General features: G+C 58.4%; 17 protein-coding genes. 14 read left to right on the top strand and 3 right to left on the bottom strand.

Going from position 1 to position 19958, the window contains the following annotated elements; genetic code table 11:
- Window positions 1-88: 88 nt before the first annotated feature.
- Window positions 89-838, top strand: a complete 750-nt coding sequence (locus J7400_RS02255; protein ID WP_209058530.1) for a hypothetical protein — start codon at window positions 89-91, stop codon at window positions 836-838.
- Here J7400_RS02255 and J7400_RS02260 read toward each other — a convergent pair.
- Window positions 832-2805: a 4Fe-4S binding protein gene (locus J7400_RS02260; protein WP_209058532.1), complete on the bottom strand. Its 1974-nt coding sequence runs from the start codon at window positions 2803-2805 to the stop codon at window positions 832-834. The genes J7400_RS02255 and J7400_RS02260 overlap by 7 nt on opposite strands.
- Window positions 2806-3128: 323 nt before the next feature.
- On the opposite strand from J7400_RS02260, the gene J7400_RS02265 reads away from it, so the two are divergent.
- From J7400_RS02265 to J7400_RS02310, 11 genes are all read left to right on the top strand, one after another.
- Complete coding sequence (locus J7400_RS02265; protein ID WP_209058533.1) at window positions 3129-3686, top strand: DUF3305 domain-containing protein; 558 nt, start codon at window positions 3129-3131, stop codon at window positions 3684-3686.
- A complete protein-coding gene (locus J7400_RS02270) occupies window positions 3683-4366 on the top strand; it encodes a DUF3306 domain-containing protein (protein ID WP_209058534.1) in 684 nt (227 codons plus the stop codon). The genes J7400_RS02265 and J7400_RS02270 overlap by 4 nt, the downstream gene beginning before the upstream one ends.
- Window positions 4363-4971: a molecular chaperone TorD family protein gene (locus tag J7400_RS02275; RefSeq protein ID WP_209058536.1), complete on the top strand. Its 609-nt coding sequence runs from the start codon at window positions 4363-4365 to the stop codon at window positions 4969-4971. The genes J7400_RS02270 and J7400_RS02275 overlap by 4 nt, the downstream gene beginning before the upstream one ends.
- Before the next feature lie 49 nt (window positions 4972-5020).
- Entirely contained in the window at window positions 5021-5212 is a 192-nt protein-coding gene (locus J7400_RS02280) for a ubiquinol-cytochrome c reductase iron-sulfur subunit N-terminal domain-containing protein (RefSeq protein ID WP_209058538.1), read from the top strand.
- A 105-nt stretch (window positions 5213-5317) separates the two neighbouring features.
- Entirely contained in the window at window positions 5318-8212 is a 2895-nt protein-coding gene (locus tag J7400_RS02285) for a formate dehydrogenase subunit alpha (RefSeq protein ID WP_209058540.1), read from the top strand.
- A 12-nt stretch (window positions 8213-8224) separates the two neighbouring features.
- The gene (gene fdh3B / locus J7400_RS02290; protein ID WP_209058542.1) at window positions 8225-8818 is read left to right on the top strand and encodes a formate dehydrogenase FDH3 subunit beta; all 594 of its coding nucleotides are present in this window, start codon (window positions 8225-8227) and stop codon (window positions 8816-8818) included.
- A 120-nt stretch (window positions 8819-8938) separates the two neighbouring features.
- Window positions 8939-10135, top strand: coding sequence for a formate dehydrogenase subunit gamma (locus J7400_RS02295; RefSeq protein ID WP_209058544.1), 1197 nt, complete (start codon window positions 8939-8941; stop codon window positions 10133-10135).
- A gap of 2 nt (window positions 10136-10137) precedes the next feature.
- Window positions 10138-11433 (top strand): c-type cytochrome, encoded by a 1296-nt coding sequence (locus J7400_RS02300; protein WP_209058546.1) that lies wholly within the window; start codon window positions 10138-10140, stop codon window positions 11431-11433.
- 4 nt (window positions 11434-11437) lie between these two features.
- Window positions 11438-11563, top strand: a complete 126-nt coding sequence (locus J7400_RS21315) for a hypothetical protein (RefSeq protein WP_280637703.1) — start codon at window positions 11438-11440, stop codon at window positions 11561-11563.
- A 4-nt stretch (window positions 11564-11567) separates the two neighbouring features.
- The gene (locus tag J7400_RS02305) at window positions 11568-12950 is read left to right on the top strand and encodes a sigma-54 dependent transcriptional regulator (protein ID WP_209058548.1); all 1383 of its coding nucleotides are present in this window, start codon (window positions 11568-11570) and stop codon (window positions 12948-12950) included.
- On the top strand, window positions 12943-14979 hold the full coding sequence (locus tag J7400_RS02310; RefSeq protein WP_209058550.1) for a HAMP domain-containing sensor histidine kinase: 2037 nt from the start codon (window positions 12943-12945) through the stop codon (window positions 14977-14979). Before J7400_RS02305 ends, J7400_RS02310 begins: the two co-directional genes overlap by 8 nt.
- Window positions 14980-14985: 6 nt before the next feature.
- On the opposite strand, the gene J7400_RS02315 is transcribed toward J7400_RS02310, so the two are convergent.
- Window positions 14986-16656 (bottom strand): sulfatase-like hydrolase/transferase, encoded by a 1671-nt coding sequence (locus tag J7400_RS02315; protein WP_209058552.1) that lies wholly within the window; start codon window positions 16654-16656, stop codon window positions 14986-14988.
- Window positions 16657-16857: 201 nt separating this feature from the next.
- Between J7400_RS02315 and J7400_RS02320 the strand changes: the two genes are divergently transcribed.
- Window positions 16858-18576 carry a cyclic peptide export ABC transporter gene (locus J7400_RS02320; RefSeq protein ID WP_209058554.1) on the top strand — a complete coding sequence of 573 codons (1719 nt, stop codon included), beginning with the start codon at window positions 16858-16860 and terminating at the stop codon, window positions 18574-18576.
- The gene (locus J7400_RS02325; protein ID WP_209058556.1) at window positions 18573-19361 is read left to right on the top strand and encodes a hypothetical protein; all 789 of its coding nucleotides are present in this window, start codon (window positions 18573-18575) and stop codon (window positions 19359-19361) included. The genes J7400_RS02320 and J7400_RS02325 overlap by 4 nt, the downstream gene beginning before the upstream one ends.
- Here J7400_RS02325 and J7400_RS02330 read toward each other — a convergent pair.
- Entirely contained in the window at window positions 19331-19948 is a 618-nt protein-coding gene (locus J7400_RS02330) for a CDP-alcohol phosphatidyltransferase family protein (RefSeq protein ID WP_209058558.1), read from the bottom strand. The two genes, J7400_RS02325 and J7400_RS02330, sit on opposite strands and share 31 nt — an antisense overlap.
- Window positions 19949-19958 lie beyond the last annotated feature (10 nt).

Genomic DNA, 19958 nt, shown 5'->3' on the forward strand with positions numbered 1-19958 from the left:
GTGTCCTTTGCTAAAACGCGCGTCTTAGGCGCGCGTGTTGACGCGGGCTGTGGGCCGCGCCTAGGTTTGCTACATGGTGATATCTCGGATGGCACGATGGGTTTTGGCAATGGCGATCAGCATCGCCGCCATGGCTGGTACCGCTTTGGCGCAGGGGAAAACCACCACGCTCTACGTCTCGCCGGACCTGATCGAAACCGGTGTGATCAAATTCATGATGCCGCGGTTCATGCTTAAGCACGGGGTGCGGGTCACGCTTGTGGAGGATGCCAGCGCGGGCGCGGCGGCGCTGGTCGAAGATGGTCAGCGCGCGGTTTTTTCCAAAGATGGCGTGACCTATGGGCTGACCGTTTCCAACGCAGATGACGTGCATATGGCCACTTTTGCCAAATGGTTGACCGGAGAGGTCGGTCAGCGCACGGTGCTGACGTACAAACGCGATGGCGCAGAGATTTTTGCGCCCCCGCTTGTCACAGAAGCTGCGGTTGAGGCGACGGTGTTTGACGGAGACGCCACGCGCGGGGCGGATCTGGCGCTCACGGCCTGTGGCCGCTGTCATGTGGTGGGCGACGCCAACCGGATGTCGGGTATCGGCTCCACCCCCAGCTTTGCCGTGCTGCGCAGCTTGGCGGATTGGGAGGAGCGTTTCGCGGCCTTCTATGCGCTGAACCCGCATCCGGCGTTCACGGTGATCCCGGATTTGACCGAGCCGTTTGACGAAACCCGCCCGTCGCCCATCAGCCCGGTCACTCTCAGCCTTGAGGAGCTGGAGAACATCCTGGCCTATGCCGCGACGGTGGTCCCGGCAGATTTGGGCAAGCCGATTGCGCATCAGTGATCCCGGCGCTTGCTGAAGTAGTCCTCAGATGTGCGAACGCGCGGGCGATCTGCGGCGGCGAAGGGATTGCTGGGCTGATGGAACTGCGCGTTCACTCGGCAATCATCACACATCTGGATCATCCGCGCCGCATCTGAGGTGGCGAACATGGCGTGTTTGCCCGCGAGTTTGTCCATGATGCGTTCGATGGTGGATTTCACTCCAAATGGTGTGCCGCATTCCACGCATTCAAAGGGCTCTTCTTCATGCACAACCTGTTGGGTAAGCGCGGCATCAGACGTGTCAAACTGGGGCACCAGCGAAATCGCATTTTCCGGGCAGGCATTGGCGCAGAGACCGCATTGCAGGCAGGCGTCCTCCTGAAAGCGCAGCTGTGGCTTATCGGGGTTGTCCCCAAGTGCGCCCGCCGGACAGAGTGACGCGCAGGACAGGCACAATGTGCAGGCGTCTTTGTTCACCAGTACGGCACCGTATGGTGCCTGCTCCGGCAGAGCGATGGGAGCTTCTACACTTGGCTGTAGAGCTTTCACCGCAAGACGGGTGACCTGCCTGCGGTTGCCAAGCGGCAGGATGGGGTTTGCCAATGCGGTTTGCGGCGCGGTGTTATAGAGCATGTCGCATAGCGCCGAAGGCTCTTGCGGCTCCAAAAGGCGAAGCGTGTTATCCCCGCCGCTTAGGACTTGCGCCAGCGCAAGCTCGCTTTCCAAAGCGCTGCGATCTGTGGTGGGAGACACCAGAACGTCCACGCTGGCAAAGCCGCTGGCGAGGCTTGCGAGCATTTCGGCGTGGCCAAATCCGCTGACACGTTCGAGATCCATCGGGATCACATCCGCAGGCAGGCCGCGATCAAATCGTGCGGCGAGGGCGATCATCTCTGCGCCGAAACTGCGGTCATGCACCATAAGGCGCGGCGCGGTGCCGCCCGCGGAGCGATAGGCCTCCGCCAGAGCGTTGATGCGTGCAAAGAGCGCGCTGACGGGCGGGTCATCGTAGGTGATTGCGCCAGAGGGGCAAAGGGCGGCACAGGCACCGCATCCGGCGCAGATATTGGGATCGATATCCACATGATCGCCGGACGGATGGATCGCAGACGTAGGGCAGGCATCCAGACATTTGGTGCAAGCGGTCTGCTCTGCGCGTGAGTGGGCACAGAGGCTTGGCTCAAGCGCCAGATAGAGAGGTTTCTCAAATGTCCCAACAAGGTGGGAGGCTTCGAGGATCGCGGCGTGCACGGCGGGCAAGCTGTTTGGATCCGCTCTCAGGTAGCCTTCACGCTTTTCCGGAGCGGGAACCAGCGCGGGTTCACCACGCAGATCAAGGATGATGTCGCAGGTGGTTTGTGCGCCGTTTCGGGCATCGCCAAACTGTAGCGGGCCACGCCCGCCGGGTTCCAATTGCTGCAGGGCGTCGATGTAAACGTCAAACTGTCCAAGCGCACCGGTGACACGTTTGATGCGCCCGGCGATGACATCGCATCCACGCTCGATCGGGGCTTCGGCACCGCTTGGAACAAGCACCGTGACGCTCAGGAACTCTGAAAGCTGCTGCGCGGCCTCCATGGCCACATCCGGTGCGCCCAGGATCAGGCACTGGCCGTCAGAGATAATGTCATAGGTTTTGGTTTCTGGCGTCGGGCGCAGCGCATCGGCGAGAAGCGCGGCCATTTTGGGGGCGGCTTGATCTGCATTCTCGGACCAGCCGGCGCGGTCGCGTAGGTCCACACAAAGGGGGCTGTCCACCTCAAGATCTTCGGCCAGTTCGACAAAGAAATCCTGTTCCTGCTGACAGGCGATGACCGTATTTTCACCGCCGCCTGTTGCATTCAAAAGTTCGGCGGCCGCAGAAGCGTCTTTGGTGCAAAGGCCGTTGTGGACTTTAGAGCAGCTCAGACCGCTGGTTGCGGACAATTGCTCTGCGTCCAGAGTCATGCTGTCAGAACAATTACATAGAATCAAAGTCTTGGACACGATTTCCTCCCCTGTTCGGCGGCAATTGGTGCGGTCGAACGCACCTAGGAATGCATGAATCTTTGATGCCGTAAAGCCCTGCAAATACGCGAGAGGCTCAGGAGAATCGGAAGGCTAAAGCCTAGTGATTCTCTTGGTTTTGACCTCAGGTGGACAATCTGACCTAACGTCAGAATGTCGCAGCGTCTCTCGGATCAAAATGTCCAGTTTTGAGAGCGGATTGTCGGATTTGTGCGTTTTTCTTTGGCAAACGGAGGTGTTGGGGGGATCATATCTGTGCCTGCAAAAAAAATTTGTAGGCATGGGAGGAGAACTAGAGCCGCATGCGCCAAGCGCCGGTTTCATTGCCACTGGGCATCGTTATTCGCAGGACACCCTCGGCCAGCCGTTGGGTGCCTTTTGCGTGGCAGGCTGTTGCTGTCTTGCCGGGAGCGGCGCAGGCCGACTGGCAGGTGCTGCGCGAGGAGGGAGATGCGGTGGAGTTTCATGCGGCCACGGTATCGCTGGAACTTTGGCACACGGATACGGAGGCGTATCTGACCACGCTGTCATCGCGCGTGCCGTCAATCGGTGTGGTGATGCGGGAGAACGAAGACCCGGATGCAGATCATCCCTACGATATCCTGCTGGCAACGGCCTCCGCCTACGAGTTTCAGGATTACGCGGACAGCGGCGAAGAGCTTCTGGAGCTTGTGCCGATGCCCGAAGGGTTGATCGCCTTCTTGCGCGACTTTGTTCAGGCCCACCACGAGGAAGAGGTTTTTGTGAAGCGGCGCCGGGACAAGAAGCGCACCGACCTGACGGAAGATGGCCGCGGGGACGCACGGATTTCGCAGCTGAGCGATGTGTACCGCGCGCCGCGCACGGGGAGGCCAAATTGAGCCGGGGTGGAGATTTCTGGGCACGCCGCAAGGCGGCCGTTGCAGAGGAAGCTGCTGCGGAGGCGCTGGCTGTTGAGAAAGAAGTACTGGCAGAAGAGCACGCAGTGCTTGAGGAAAAGACGGACGCAGAGGTGCTGGCGGAACTGAAATTACCGGATCCTGATGAGTTGGATCAGGGCGACGATTTCTCGGTCTTTTTGGCCAAAGCCGTGCCGGAACGCATTCGTCGCCGCGCACTGCGCAAACTTTGGCTGACCAATCCGGTCTTGGCCAATCTGGATGAGCTGGTCGATTATGGTGAGGACTTCACCGACAGCGCCATGGTGATCGAAGGCATGCAGACCGCTTATCAGGTGGGCAAAGGCATGTTGAAACATGTGGAAGAAATGGCCCGTCAAGCGGCGGAGAAAGAGGCCGCTGAGGTCAATTCTCTCGCCGAAGCTGAGGCTGCCGATGAAGCGGGCGAAGAGGTGACTGCCGTTGCACTCACTGAGGCGGAAGAAGCACAGGACGGCGGCTTGGAAGATGCCCCTGCCGCCACATTGTTTGAGGGTCAAGACACAGAGACTGCAGGTGAGATGGCCGAAACCGAGGAGCCGGAGCCTGTAGCGCCCGTGCGCCGCCGTTTGCGATTTGCTTTCGCCGCACAAGAACAGACTGGGGAGATGACACAGGGATGAGTGAAGTCGTCAAAGACATCGTGATTGCCGAGGAGGATCTGCTGCGAGCGGATCTATATGATTTTCTGGCGGCGCTTTTGGCGAACCCGCCGGACAGTGGGCTTTTGCAGCGTGCAAGCAGCCTGGGCGGAGACGACAGCGCGCTTGGTCAGGCGATCAGCACTTTGGCGCGTGTAGCCAAGGCCATGAAAGAGCCAGCGGTCGAGCGCGAGTTCAATGCGCTGTTCATTGGCCTAGGGCGTGGCGAATTGATGCCCTTTGCCTCTTATTACCTCACCGGGTTTCTCAACGAAAAACCGCTTGCCACCCTGCGAGCCGACATGGCGGGGCTGCGTATCACCCGCGCGCCCAATGTTTATGAGCCGGAAGACAATATCGCCAGCCTGCTTGAGATGATGGCGGGGATGATCCGTGGGCGTTTTGGCGAACCGACGCCGCTGACACGTCAGAAGGATTTCTATTTCACCCACATCGCCCCGTGGGCCGAGCACTTCTTCACAGATTTGGAGGGAGCTCAGAACTCGGTGTTCTACGCCCCTGTCGGCACTGTGGGCAAAGCCTTCCTTGAGATTGAGACACAAGCGTTCCGCATGGGGGCGGAGTAAGCGCAAAACGAAACGTCGGGCCCCAACCGACATGAAGAAGGAGCAGACCATGAGCCAGCCAGAGGAAAAAGGCGCCAGCCGGCGCGACTTTCTGAAGCTCGCCACGACGGCAGCCCCAGCTGCAGCCGCAGTGGTGGCCCTTTCGCCTGACACGGCGGAAGCCCAACCGGCTGACCTGTCCAGCAACAAGATGCAGGACACTGCGCACACCCGCGCTTACCTCGACAGCGCCCGGTTCTGATCGGACGTTATCCCCGCCCCCGACCACCGGTTGCGTGACGCCCACCGGTCGGGATCAGAGAGTTACCTAGCAAGTTCCCGTTAAGGGACAGCAAGGGAGGAAACTATGCTTAGGAAAAAGACCAACGGGGTTGCGCGACGCCCCCAGCGGACAAGTATCCTGTCTGTTGCAGCTGAAAAAGCTGTAGACCGCCGCACATTCCTGCGCGGATCCGGCCTCGCCATTGGCGGGCTGGCAGCAATTGGTGCCACAGGAGGCACCGTCACTCAGGCGCAAGCCCAAGACGCCGCAAACACCGCCGTTGAAACTGTCAAATCCGTCTGCACCCACTGCTCTGTGGGCTGTACGGTTGTGGCAGAGGTTCAGAGCGGCGTTTGGGTCGGTCAGGAACCAGGTTGGGACAGCCCGTTCAACCTCGGTGCACATTGCGCCAAAGGCGCTTCGGTACGCGAGCACGCCCATGGCGAACGCCGTCTGAAGTATCCGATGAAAAAAGAAGGTGGTGAGTGGAAACGCATCAGCTGGGAACAGGCGATCAACGAGATCGGCGACGGCATGATGAAGATCCGCGAAGAAAGCGGCCCGGACAGCGTTTATTGGCTCGGCTCTGCCAAGCACAACAACGAACAGGCCTATCTGTTCCGTAAGTTTGCTGCCTATTGGGGCACAAACAACGTGGATCACCAGGCGCGTATCTGTCACTCCACCACTGTTGCAGGTGTTGCGAACACATGGGGCTACGGCGCCATGACCAACTCCTACAATGACATCCACAACTCCAAAGCCATCTTCATCATTGGCGGCAACCCGGCCGAAGCCCACCCGGTTTCGCTGTTGCACGTGCTGCGCGCGAAAGAGCGCAACAACGCGCCTCTGATCGTATGTGACCCGCGCTTTACGCGCACGGCGGCCCATGCAGATGAATATGTGCGTTTCCGTCCCGGCACCGATGTGGCGCTGGTTTGGGGCATCCTGTGGCACATCTTCGAAAACGGTTGGGAAGACAAAGAGTTCATCCGCACCCGTGTTTGGGGGATGGACCAGATCAAGGAAGAAGTGGCCAAGTGGAACCCGGAAGAAGTTGAACGCGTCACAGGCGCGCCGGGTGAACAGCTGCGCCGCGTTGCACGCCAGATGGTGAACAACCGTCCCGGCACCGTGATCTGGTGCATGGGTGGCACGCAGCACACCAACGGCAATAACAATACGCGTGCGTATTGTGTGCTGCAGTTGGCGCTGGGCAACATGGGCACAGAGGGGGGCGGTACCAACATCTTCCGCGGCCACGACAACGTGCAAGGCGCAACGGACCTTGGCGTTCTGTCCCACACGCTGCCGGGCTATTATGGCCTGTCTGCAGGCGCATGGGCGCACTGGGGCCGTGTCTGGGGTGAAGATGGCGATTGGCTGAAAGGCCAGTTTGCGACCACCACAGGTGCTGACGGCAAAGAGAAGTCGCTTCAGAATCTCACCGGTATTCCGGTGTCGCGTTGGATCGACGGTGTGCTGGAAGATCCAGAGAACATGGACAACCCCGACAAAGTGCGGGCCATGGTGCTTTGGGGCCACGCGCCAAACTCGCAGACGCGCGGTAAGGAAATGAAAACAGCGATGGAGAAGCTGGACATGCTGGTCGTTGTCGACCCGTTCCCAACCGCTTCTGCTGTTATGCAAGACCGCACCGATGGCGTGTATCTTCTGCCGGCCTGTACGCAGTTTGAGACCCGCGGGTCCGCGACCGCGTCCAACCGCTCTTTGCAATGGCGTGATCAGATCATTGATCCGCTGTTTGAGAGCAAGCCGGACCATGAGATCATGGGCCTCTTTGCCAACAAGTTTGGCTGGGCAGACCGTTTCTTCCGCAACATCGAAATGGAAGACGAGAACACCCCGAATGTGGAAAGCATCACCCGGGAGTTCAACGCAGGTCTGTGGACGATTGGCTACACTGGTCAGTCGCCTGAGCGCATCAAGCTGCACATGGCAAACCAGCACACCTTTGACCGCACCACGCTGAAAGCGAATGGTGGTCCGGCTGATGGTGACTACTACGGTATGCCGTGGCCATGCTGGGGCACGCCAGAGATGAAGCACCCGGGCACGCCAAACCTCTATGACATGTCCAAACGTGTCTCTGAGGGTGGTTTGACCTTCCGCGCCCGCTTTGGTGTGGAACGTGACGGTGACAACCTTCTGGCCGAAGGTGTGGCAAGCCTCGATTCCGAGATTCAGGATGGCTATCCGGAATTCACAATGCAGATGCTGATGGATCTGGGTTGGGATGGCGATCTGACGGATGAAGAGCGTGCTGCGATTGATGCGGTGGCCGGACCCAAGACCAACTGGAAAACCGACCTGTCAGGCGGCATCCAGCGGGTGGCGATCAAGCACGAATGTGCTCCATTTGGGAACGCGAAAGCCCGTGCTGTGGTTTGGACCTTCCCGGATCCGATCCCGCTGCACCGCGAGCCGCTCTACACCAACCGTCGTGATCTGGTGGCGGATTATCCGACCTATGAGGACCGGAAATTCTATCGTCTGCCAACCATGTACGCCTCGATCCAGAAACAGGACTTCAGCAAGGACTATCCGCTGATCCTGACCTCTGGTCGTCTGGTGGAATACGAGGGTGGCGGGGATGAAACCCGTTCCAACCCGTGGCTGGCCGAGCTGCAGCAGGACATGTTTGTCGAGATCAACCCGCGTGATGCGAACAATCTCGGTGTGCGTGATCAGGCGCAGGTGTGGGTCGAAGGTGCCGAAGGGGCCAAGGTCAAAGTGATGGCCATGGTGACCGAACGCGTCGGCGAAGGTGTGGTCTTCATGCCGTTCCACTTTGCGGGTCATTTCGAAGGGGAGGACCTGCGGAGCAAGTATCCGGCAGGGGCCGATCCATATGTGTTGGGCGAAGCCACCAACACGGCGCAGACATATGGCTATGACAGCGTGACCCAGATGCAGGAGACCAAAGCGACTCTCTGCAAAATCTGGGCAGCATAAGGAGGAAGAGAAATGGCACGAGCGAAATTTCTCTGCGACGCGGAACGCTGCATCGAATGCAACGCCTGCGTGACGGCCTGTAAGAACGAGCACGAGGTGCCTTGGGGCATCAACCGGCGTCGCGTTGTGACAATCAACGACGGCACACCGGGTGAACGTTCGATTTCTGTGGCATGCATGCACTGTTCAGATGCGCCTTGTATGGCGGTCTGTCCGGTGGATTGCTTCTATCAGAACGAAGAAGGTGTGGTACTGCACTCCAAAGACCTGTGCATTGGCTGTGGCTATTGCTTCTACGCGTGTCCGTTCGGCGCGCCGCAATATCCGCAGGCAGGCAACTTTGGCAGCCGCGGCAAGATGGACAAATGCACCTTCTGTGCAGGTGGTCCGGAAGAGAACCACTCCACTGCGGAATTCGCCAAATATGGCCGCAACCGCATCGCAGAGGGCAAGCTGCCGATCTGCGCGGAGATGTGTTCAACCAAAGCCCTTCTGGCGGGTGACGGGGATGTTGTCTCCGCGATTTACCGTGAACGCGTTGTGGCGCGCGGTTTTGGCACCGGCGCTTGGGGCTGGGGCACCGCTTATGAGCAAAAAGGCGGCTGATACCGTCAAAATCACCGGCGGCGGGTTTCCTTGCCGCCGGTTTGATGTTTCTAAGAACTCTTTCATGCGCGGTTATGGGCAGAGCCCTGACCCCATGGTTTCAGATGATATGAGGATGTGATGCGCGCGCTTCTCTGGATGGCTCTTTCGTTCATGTTGGCATGGCCAGCTTTGGCTCAAGACACGGCACCTGATCGCAGTTCAACGGGCGGCGCTCAGACGCTGGAAGATATCATGGCGCGACAGCGTGGTGAGAAACTGGACGACAGTTTCCGGCGCGATGCGACCGGGCAGGGCAATGTCGAAGCGTTGATTGGCCAGCTGGGCACGCGCGGCGTAGCGTCAGATTCCGAAGTGTTTCGTGCATTGCGCTATGGCAGTGCCAACACCACCACGCAGGCCAGCGGGCCAACCAGCACATTGCTCATTCAAGACAGTGGTATGGCCTGGCTGACGTTCCGCGAAGGGCCGCTGCTCACTTATGGGCTTTATCTGCTGGGAGGCATGACGGCTGTTATTGCACTGTTTTGGCTGATCCGCGGCAGGATCATGATCGAAGGGGCCAAGACCGGGCGGAATATCATCCGCTTCCTGGCGATTGAACGGTTTGCTCATTGGCTGATGGGCGTGTCCTTCATTGTCCTTGGGATCACCGGCCTTGTGCTGATCGCCGGTCGTAAGTTTATCCTGCCCTGGATGGGGCTCGAAGCCTATGCCACCATCGCACTGGCCGGCAAATGGGTGCACAACAACATCGCCTGGGCCTTTATGCTGGGACTGGCGATGGTCTTTGTCATGTGGGTGCATCACAACATTCCGGATCGCACGGACATCAAGTGGCTGGCCAAAGGCGGTGGGCTGTTTTCCAAAGGCGTGCATCCGCCTGCCAAAAAATTCAACGCAGGGCAGAAGATCATTTTCTGGTCTGTGATTGTGCTGGGCGTTTCGATCTCGGCATCCGGTCTCGCGCTGCTGTTCCCGTTTGAGCTGCCGATGTTTGCCAAGACGTTCAATATTTTGAACATGACTGGTCTGCCGCAGTTGGTCACGGGCGGTGCGTTGCCGGAAGTGCTCTCCCCTTATGAAGAAATGCAGCTCAGCCAGCTTTGGCATGGGATCGTGGCCTTTGTCTTTATCGCCATCATCGTGGCGCACATCTATCTTGGGTCCGTGGGCATGGAAGGCGCGATTGAGACCATGGCGACCGGTGAGGTGGATGAGCAATGGGCGAAGGAGCACCATTCAATCTGGTATGAGGAGGAGCTTGCCAAAGCGCAGGCAAAATCTGGCGCTGATCGAGCGACACCAGCGGAGTAATCATGCGGGCTGTCGCGCTGTTTCTTGGTTTCCTGTTTTGGGCCACCGGTGCTGTGGCTGGGGAGTTCTTTCAACTGACCGGCCACGGCGGCCCGATCAAAGGCATCGCTGTCTCCCCGGACGGCCGTCAGATCCTGACCGCAAGTTTCGACAATTCCCTTGGTCTTTGGCGAGATCAGGAACCGCTGTGGCTGGAAGGGCATGAGGCAGCGGTCAACGCGGTGGTTTTTGTGACTGACACTCTGGCGGTTTCCGCCGGGGATGATTTTGCCGTGCGGCTGTGGGATCTGAGTGCTGGAACGTCGCAGATTCTGGGGCAGCACAAGGGCAAGGTGATGGCGCTGCGAGTGGCGCCTGATGGGCGCAGTGTCGCAAGCGCCAGTTGGGATGGATCGGTTGGCATCTGGCCGCTGAGCGGTGACGCGTCGCGTCTTATTCAAGTCGGCAGCAATGTGAATGACGTTGCCTTTGCACAGGACGGTGCCGCGCTGTTTTCCGCCTCTGCAGACGGCAAGATACGGCTCTATGACACCGCGACTGGCGATTTGAGGCAGCTTTTCCTGACCAATGGTTTCGGTGTGAACACTTTGGTTTTGCGTGAGGATCTTGGTTGGCTGGCTTTTGGCGCGGTGGATGGCGTCACAAAAATTGTCACCCCTGACACTGCGGAGCTGATCAAGGACATCACGCTTGAGCGGCGGCCGATATTGGCCATGACCAGCAGCCGGGATGGCCGTCACCTCGCTGTGGGTGATGGCGAAGGTTATATTCTGATGCTGAACACTGAGAATTGGTCGATTGCCAATGACATCAGGGCCACCCATCGCGGGCCGATCTGGGCGTTGGCTTTTTCGGCTGATGGGGAAAATATTCATGCGGGTGGCCTTGATGAGGCGATGTTCAGCTGGCCGCTGTCTGATCCGGATGACACCCCCCGGATGGTGGCGGAAGGTCGCGCGTTTCTGAACGGCAATGACAGCGCATCCAATGGCGAGCGCCAGTTTCAGCGCAAATGCTCCATTTGCCATACGCTCACCGGAGACAGTGCCAGACGAGCTGGGCCGACGCTCAAGGATGTTTTTGGGCGCGAAGCGGGCACGGTTTCTGACTACAGCTACTCCGACACTTTGCTGACATCTGATGTGATTTGGACAAGCCAAACCATTGATGCGCTTTTTGATTTGGGGCCGGACGTGTATATTGCGGGAACCAAAATGCCGGTTCAACGCATCACCCGCGCCGAAGACCGCGCAGATTTGATCGCCTATCTGCGCCTTTACAGCGACTTTGAGGACTAAAGATATGAGAGTGTTTTTCCTGGCCTGCGCAGCGGTGGCTGCCATTTCCGTGGGCGCCTACTATGGGCTGCACGCCATCGGGTTTTCTGCCAGCGATGTTGCCAGTGGAACAGCCGTAAGGTTGGATTGACCACATGAACCAAATAGACCGTGCGTCTGCGCAAACCAAACGTCCTTCTGAATTTGGCATTGGCCTGTCGACAGCTTCGGTGCTGGTGGTGGATGACGAGCCGGGCATCCGCAACTTCATCGTCAAAATTCTCGACCCGGTGGTCGGACGCATAGAGCAGGCGGCCAATACGGATGTGGCTAGCCGCCTGTTGGATCAGAACCATTTTGACATCGTCATTCTTGATAATGTGATGCCCGGAACCTCGGGGCTTGAGTGGCTGAGCGAGCAGCGCAAGCTTGGGTTCTTTGCTGACACCATTTTGATCACCGCATTTGCAGATATGGACACCGCGATTGAAGCGATGCGCGCGGGGGCCGTCGACTTTGTTTTGAAGCCTTTCCGCTCCAACCAGATTTTGAACGCGGTGGCACGCTGTGTGGATCGGGTGAACCTGCGGCGGGAGAATTACCTGCTGAAGTATGAGCTTGCTGCGGGCAACGAGCATGTGCGCGCGCGCCTGCTTGGCAGTTCGCCGCAGATTGAGACCATACGCTCCACGATGGCCCGTGCCGCGCCTTTGCCAACGCCGGTCTTGCTGACGGGGGATACCGGTACGGGCAAAGAGGTCGCCGCGCGTGCGTTGCACATGATGTCACCGCGCGCCGACAAACCTTTTGTGCCAATCAATTGCGCGACCATTGCCGGTGACATGATTGAGCATGAGCTTTTTGGGCATATCCGTCAGGACGCGGGCGGGCGCACGGTACGTCATGATGGTGTGTTCATGAATGCCAATGGCGGCACGCTCTACCTCGATGAGATCGTGGAACTGCCGCTTCCGGTGCAGGCGGCACTGCTGCGTGTGGTGGAACATCAGAAAATCCGGCCTGTGGGCTCCTCTCGGGAAGTGCCGCTGGACCTGCGGTTTCTCTTTGCCACCAACGCCGATCTTGAAGCGGCGGTCAAAGATGGCCGCCTAAGAGAAGACCTGTATCACCGCATCAATGTGCTGAACATTCAGATGCCACCTTTGCAAAACCGCGAGGGGGATTTGAAAGAGCTGGCTTTGATGTTCTTGCAGCAGATCTCAAAGTCGCTCGGTGTGCCGCCACTGACCCTGTCTGAGGGGGTGCTTTTGAATTTGGCGCGGTATGACTGGCCGGGGAATGTGCGCGAGTTGCGCAACCTGATTGAGCGGTCGCTGATTGTGGGCGAATGGCCGGCGGAGTTTGCGGCCAACGGCGCCGAAGAAGAGGTTGCAGCGGTGGACAGCCTCGCGGCGGTGGAGCGTCGGCATATTCTGACGGTGCTGGCCGCCTGCGATGGCAATCGTGCGGAGGCCGCACGGCGATTGGGGATTTCCCGTAAAACCATCGATCGCAAATGCGCAATGTGGAATGACTGACACAAGCGCCAAAGGGTCATCTTCGGCATCAAGGCCAACCTGGGCCTGGCTGCCACGTCGCCGCTCCGCCTCTGTGCGGATGCGGCTGTTGGCCATCGCGCTTTTGCCAACGCTGGTCATCATGCCGCTGTTCTTTATCATTACGGCGGTGAATTGGTCCTCGCGGTTTGATAACTTGCTGATTGCCAAAGTGAATGGCGAGCTGACCATTGCGGATCAGTACCTGTCTCAGCTGCTTGAAAACAGTGATCTGCGGATGCAGGCCTTGGCGGCCTCGGCGGATTTTGTGGATCATGTCCGGTCCGACGATCAGGATGGCATCGCGCGCCTTCTGCAGGTGCAGCGGGTCCAGCTTGGGTTGGATTTCCTTTATTACCTTGCCGCGGATGGCTCTGTGATCTCCTCTCCCCGCTTGGTGGATGACAGAAATCTGGCGCGGTGGCCTGTTGTCTCTCAGGCGCTGGCCGGGTTTGGTTCTGCCCAGATTGACGTCTTTTCAGGTGAGGATCTGGCCGAGGTCTCCTCCGATCTGGCTGAGCTTGCACGTATTAAACTGGTGCCGACACAGGCTGCGGTGCCGACAGAACGTGTCGAGGAGACCCGGGGCATGATGGTGCATGCGGCCACGCCGGTGTCAGAAGACGGACGGCACGGTGCTTTGGTTGGGGGCGTTCTGCTCAATCGCAATCTCCCGTTTATTGATACGATCAACGATCTGGTCTATCCGACCGCGAGCTTGACCGAAGGCAGCCAAGGCACCGCGACGCTGTTTTTGGATGATGTGCGCATCTCCACCAATGTGCGCCTCTTTCAGGATGAGCGTGCCTTGGGCACCCGTGTATCTGCTGTGGTACGTGAGGCTGTGTTGGATCGGGGTGAGGTCTGGCTCGATCGCGCTTTTGTGGTGAACGATTGGTACATCTCAGCTTATGAGCCGGTCACGGATAGCTTTGGTAATCGCGTCGGGATGCTCTACGTCGGCTTTCTGGATCAGCCATTTCGAGATGCAAAGTTCTCGACCATCCTGACTTTTGCGGTCGCGTTTGCGGTGATTGTGCTGATTTCTGTCCCGATCTTTTTGCGCTGGGCGCGGCAGATTTTTGCGCCGCTGGAGCGGATGTTGCGCACGATCACGCGGGTGGAAGGGGGTGATCTGGGGGCGCGTACTGGCGTTGAAAACAGCGATGAGGAGATCGCGCGCGTGGCGGCGCAGATGGATGCGCTGCTTGAGCAAATTCAGGAGCGCGATCGGGAGTTGAACCGGCGGGTGGCCGCAAGGACGCAAGATTTGGCAGAAGCAAACCGGCGGCTGGAAGCCACGACGCGGCAGCTGGTTGTGTCCGAAAAACTGGCGGCAGTTGGTGAAATCGCGGCGGGCATCGCGCATGAGATCAACAATCCCATTCAGGTGATCCAGGGGAATCTGGATGTGATACGCGTGCAGCTTGGGGATCGGATTGAGGATATTCGCACCGAGCTGAAACTGATTGATGAACAGACGCATTCGATTTTTCTGATTGTGAACAAGCTTTTGCAGTTCACCCGACCAGATGAATACGCGCAAGGCAGCGAACTTCATCAACCCTCGGCGGTGATGGTGGATACCGTGCCGCTGGTGCAGCATTTGCTGAACACCGGCGACATTGCGTTGCAGTTGGAGCTGGAAAGCGAAGGGGCGGTTGCGATCAACCGTACGGAGCTGCAGCAGGTGTTGATCAATCTGATCGTCAACGCCATTCACGCGATGCCTGAGGGGGGATCATTGCGGGTCTCTACCAAGGACGACACGCGAGACGATCAGGCTGGTGTGTTGATCGAGGTGGCGGACACAGGTGTCGGCATGACAGACGCGCATCTGAGCCGGATTTTCGACCCGTTTTTCACCACCAAACAGGGGGAGGGCACCGGGTTGGGGCTGTCGATCTCGCGCAAACTGGTGGAGCTTTATGATGGCGCCATAGAGGCGGACAGCACCATTGGTGAAGGCACGGTGTTCCGCCTGTGGTTCCCATGCGCAGATCAAGGTTAGGGCGCTTTAGCCCTTCAAGTATTCCTCATAGGGTTTGGCTTTCAGGCCGCGATATTTCACCGTCAGTTCAAGCGGCGCGTCGCTTTCATCATAGATCCCGATCACAACACCTTTGCCTCCAGATTTGGTGCGCATCTCGTTGAGCTGTTCCTCTGAGCGGGTTGTGCGTTGGGATTGGCGGCGGGTCCAAGTGAAGAGGTGGTCATACATCGTCGCGATGATCTCGGCATGCTCCGCGCTTTGTCCGAGATCGGTGAGCTCATTGGGGTCGTTGACCAGATCGAACAGCAGCGGGGGATAACCGCCCTCGCAGTGGATGAGTTTCCAGTCTTTCGTGGCGACCATGAACAGTACCGCATCCCGAACCGAAGCGTTGAGCCGCGTGGCGATGGGGCTGGCGGAGTAGTCGTATTCGCAAATTACAAATGCGCGGTCTGTTGTCTCCTTTTGCCCATGGATAATGGGCAGCAGGCTTTCGCCTTCCAGTATGTGATAGGCTGGCTGCTCGCCTGTGACGTCGACAAATGTAGGGGCAAGGTCAATGGACTCTACCAATGCGTCACATACGGTGCCGCGTGTGGCATCTGCCTCCGGGCTTGGATCATAAATGATCAGAGGCACCTTCGTGGCAGCGTCCTGAAAGAAAGTCTTTTCTCCCATCCAGTGATCGCCCAGGAAATCGCCGTGATCTGATGTCAGCACAATCATTGTATCCTCCATCCGGCCCGTTTCCTCCAGCCATAAAAAGAGGCGTCCCATCTGGTCATCGGCCTGTTTGATCAAGCCCATATAGGCAGGGATGACGGCGTCGCGGACATCTTGGCGTGAGAAGGTTTCTCCAATTTTGGTGTCCATGAAAGCTTTTAGAACCGGGTGGGCGTTTTGCCGCTCGCTGTCGGAGCGGACAACAGGCATGACGTGTTCAGGGCCAAACAGGGAGGCGTAGGGCTCCGGGACGATATAGGGCCAATGGGGCTTGATGTAGCTGAGATGACAGCACCAGGGCCCGTCAGTTTGGGCGATGAAGTCCATGCCGCGAGTGGTCAGATAAGGCGTTTCGCTATCCTCTTCGGCGATATTCGCCGCCTCAGAAGAGTTCTTCAGGAACCAGCCAGAGAGGACGTTGCCTTCTTCATCCAAACCGGAGTTTGCGAAGTCATGCCAAGGGTTGTCGCTCTCGTATCCCTTGTCTTGCAGATAGGCGTTGTAGGCCTTGGCGCCGTCAGGGTCATAGCTGCCTTCGGGACCTTCGGGCTTCATTCCGTCATCGCGTTCAAAGACATCAAAGCCGCATTCGGCAACACGGGCGCCAATCAGACTGTCAGGTTCCAAACCCAGTCGCGCCATGCCTTCGGCGTCTGCGCGCATGTGGGTTTTGCCCACCAACCAGCAATCCATGCCCGCCTTGCGCAGGTGATCCCCCATGGTCATTTCGCCAACTTTCAGTGGAATGCCGTTCCAACTTGCACCGTGGCTGTGGACGTAGCGCCCTGTGTAAGTGGACATGCGGGAGCTGCCGCAGATTGGAGACTGGATATAGGCGCGTGTGAAGCGGACTCCTTGGGAAGCCAGACGGTCGATATGCGGGGTTCGCAGGTGCGGATGGCCATAGCAGCTGAGGTAGTCCCAACGGAGCTGGTCAAACATGATGAATAGGATGTTTTTGGCTTTTGCCATTGTTCCGCTCCCCCAAAGTCTTTGCGCTATCTTGAGGGGCAGGGCAGCTGGGTCAACCAAAGAAGCGGGCAAGGCCTGATCTTCGGCGTCGCCTAAAATGCCACGTTGTCTATTGGCAGTATCGGGATGGTATTGCGTCGGTGCCGTTTTCCGGGTGAAAAGCGGTCGAGGGGACCGGATTGACCGGCGTAAGTGAACTGTGTGAGCATCAAAGCCAAGACCAATACCGCGTCTCAGACGGCGGAACCTGATGGAGCCTTTGCCCGTCGCCTTGAGGTCGTGAGCTTTCTATTGGATGCGGGTGCTGGCATGCGCGATCCCATTGTCTTTCTCACGCTGATATCCGGATTGAGCCGCGCTGGGATGATCTTTGCGATCAATGAAACCGCGCAGCGCTATAGCGAAGGACCTGGATGGTCGGTCGCGATGCTACTGATCTGTGCCGCGGCGATGGTGGTATCGGGCTATTTTCAGAAGGTCCGCGCCTTTACCCTCATCACCCGGATTGAAGCGCAGATGCGCAATCGGCTTTCCGCACTTTTGCTGCGTGCCAACATCGATTTTCTGATCTCGCGCCGCCATGGCAAAGTCTATGGTGCGATGACGGCAGAGGTGAACCAGCTTGCGCAGGCGGTGATCCATCTGGTGGAGGCCATTGGGGCAGCATTGGTTTTGCTGTTTGCCATCCCGTATCTGTTTTATGTGAGCTGGATTGCTGGCGTCGCGGCCGTGGCGGCGATTGGTTTGGGGGGCATCGGCTTTGCCCTGATGGATGGCCCTGCAAGGCGCTGGGCGATCAAGGCCTCAGAGTCCTTTGCGGCGTATTGCGACCGTGTGACGGATATGCTGAGCGGCTGGAAGGAACTGCGCTTGCGTGGCAGCCGCCGCGATGCGCTGGAGGGTGAAACCAAAGCCGTGATCGCAGCGCAGGTGGCTCACAAGATGCGCTCAGAGCGCTTGTTTGCTGCGAGCACCGGTGGTGGGCAACTGGCTGTCGCGCTGCTCATGTGTTTTGTGGTGATCATTTTGCCGATGCTCTCTGGCGGCGATGCGATCGTGATGTTTCAGGTGCTGACCATCATCTTCTTGGTCAATGGCCCGACCGAACTCGTTTTCAACACTCTGCCGATTTTGAGCCGCGCGGAGGCGAGCTACTACAAGATCAAAGGGGTCGAGGCCGAATTGGCTGAGGCGCAGAGCCAGGCGCTGCATGCGGTGTCCAAACCATTGGACCGGTTTGACAGTATTGCGCTGCGCGGTGTGGAGGCCAATGTCGGTGAAATCGGGCGAGCGGATGTGACGCCGTTTCACCTTGGGCCGATTGATCTGACGTTTCACCCCGGGGAGACGGTGTTCATCTGCGGGGGCAATGGCTCGGGCAAAACCACTTTGCTGTCTTTGATCACGGGCATGCGCCATCCGGAAACAGGAGACATCCTGCTCAATGGTGCGCCACTGACGGATGACACGACCGCAATGTATCGCGAGCTGTTTTCTGCGGTCTTTGCGCAGTTCCATCTGTTTGAACATGCCTATGGCATGCCGGAAACGGAGTTGGCTGCCTTGGAAAGCCGGATTGCGCAGCTTGGGCTGGCAGAGCGGGTTCAGTTGTTAGGGGATAAGTTCTCCAACACTTCGCTCTCTGCAGGGCAGAGCCGCCGCCTCGCACTGGCAGTGGCCCTTGCAGAGCAAAGGCCGATCATTGTGCTGGATGAGTTTGCTGCGGATCAGGATCCGGCCAATCGCGCGTTTTTCTATGATGTGCTGATGCCGGAGCTGTCAGCATCTGGTCGGTTGGTGCTGGCGGTGACACATGATGATCATCAATTTGGCAAATGTGATCGCTTGATCAAAATGGAGGCGGGGCGCATCGTGTCGGACGAGCGCATGCGCGCACGTAAAGAGGCTTTGGGCAGATGACCAATACGCAATGGACGCCGTTACGCGGCACAGGATTGGCGATGTTGATTTCGCTGATCTGCACCGGGTTTGTCACGCTGGTGGTGAATGCACAGATTTACCCGGCGCGTTGGCAATACGCTCTGTTCTACCCTGAAAAGACCGCCGAGCGCCCCTATACCATCAGCGAATCCATTGGAGATCCGCGCATTGGCGAACCGTTTGCGGATTGGATGCTTTTGTGTGCGCCGATCTTGTTTGTCGGTGTGGTGCTGCTGTGTCTGCCTGCTTTGCGCGAGCTGCGGACAAGCGCGTCTGATGCCAAGATGGTGCGGCGCATCACGCTGCTGACCTGGACCCTGTTGGTTTTGCAGGCGATGGCCTGTGTGGGCCTGGTGGTTCTGAGCCAGTATCGCTTTCCGCATTTTCGCGATGAGCACATGTTGGGCAGCTATCTGTTCTTCTTCAGCCAAGCCCTGGTGGTGGTGTGTGGCGAGTTTCTGTCGCGCAGCTATGCGCAGCTGGGCGCAGAAGGCCGCGTTTTGACCCCGCGCTACGCGGCTTGGCGGCGCGCCTATGTTTGGGTGCCGATCGCGCTGGGTATTAGCTATCTGGTTTTCTTCCTAGGCAAAGGACATGCGCCGGAGGGACTGCGCTACGAGGTCTATTATGTTTACACAGGGCTTGAGCTTTTGTTGCTTTCCTCGTTCTTGCTCTACCTCATGACCTTTGCGCCTGACATGTGGCGGACATGGCGTGTGAGCCGAAGCGGCGCCTATGTTTCAGCAGAGTCTTCAGCATCCTGAGCACGCAGCATTTGCGTGGCGCGATGCGCGCGCTGCAGGGCGGTAAAATGCGACAGGAGCGCAAAGCCGCCCAACCCCCAGATCACCGCCCAGTTGCCAAGTGCGCCTGCGATCAGGAGCATGGCGCAGAGGTAGATCACGCGCTCCATCCGCTCAAAGAAATCAGGCCAGTCCGTGTTGGATACTGGAATTTCGATGGCTGTGCGCGCCTTTGCGTAAGAGGTGATCACCGAGCCTGAGAAACAAGCCAGTGCGAGTGGCCAAGCGTCGTGCATGTGGGCCAGAGTGGCCAGCACAACAAGCTCTTGGTAGCGGTCCACCATGGCGTCAAAATAGCCCCCCGCTTTGGTGGACAATCCGCGTCGGCGGGCAACCGCGCCATCCAATGCGTCAAAGACAAACGCCAGAATGAGAGTGAGGCCGTATGCCACGGGTGAGCCGTGCCAGAGGTAAGCCAGTGAGACCGCAATCACGAGCAGCAGGCCAATGAATGTCACCTGATTTGGCGTCAGCTTGGCTTTCACCAAAGGCGTGGCCATGGCCTCCCACAGCGGGTCGATTGTCGATTTCATGAGCCCGTCGATCATGATGTGTCCT

Origin of the sequence: Shimia sp. R9_2 (assembly GCF_017743735.1) — a bacterium.
GTDB lineage: Bacteria > Pseudomonadota > Alphaproteobacteria > Rhodobacterales > Rhodobacteraceae > Shimia.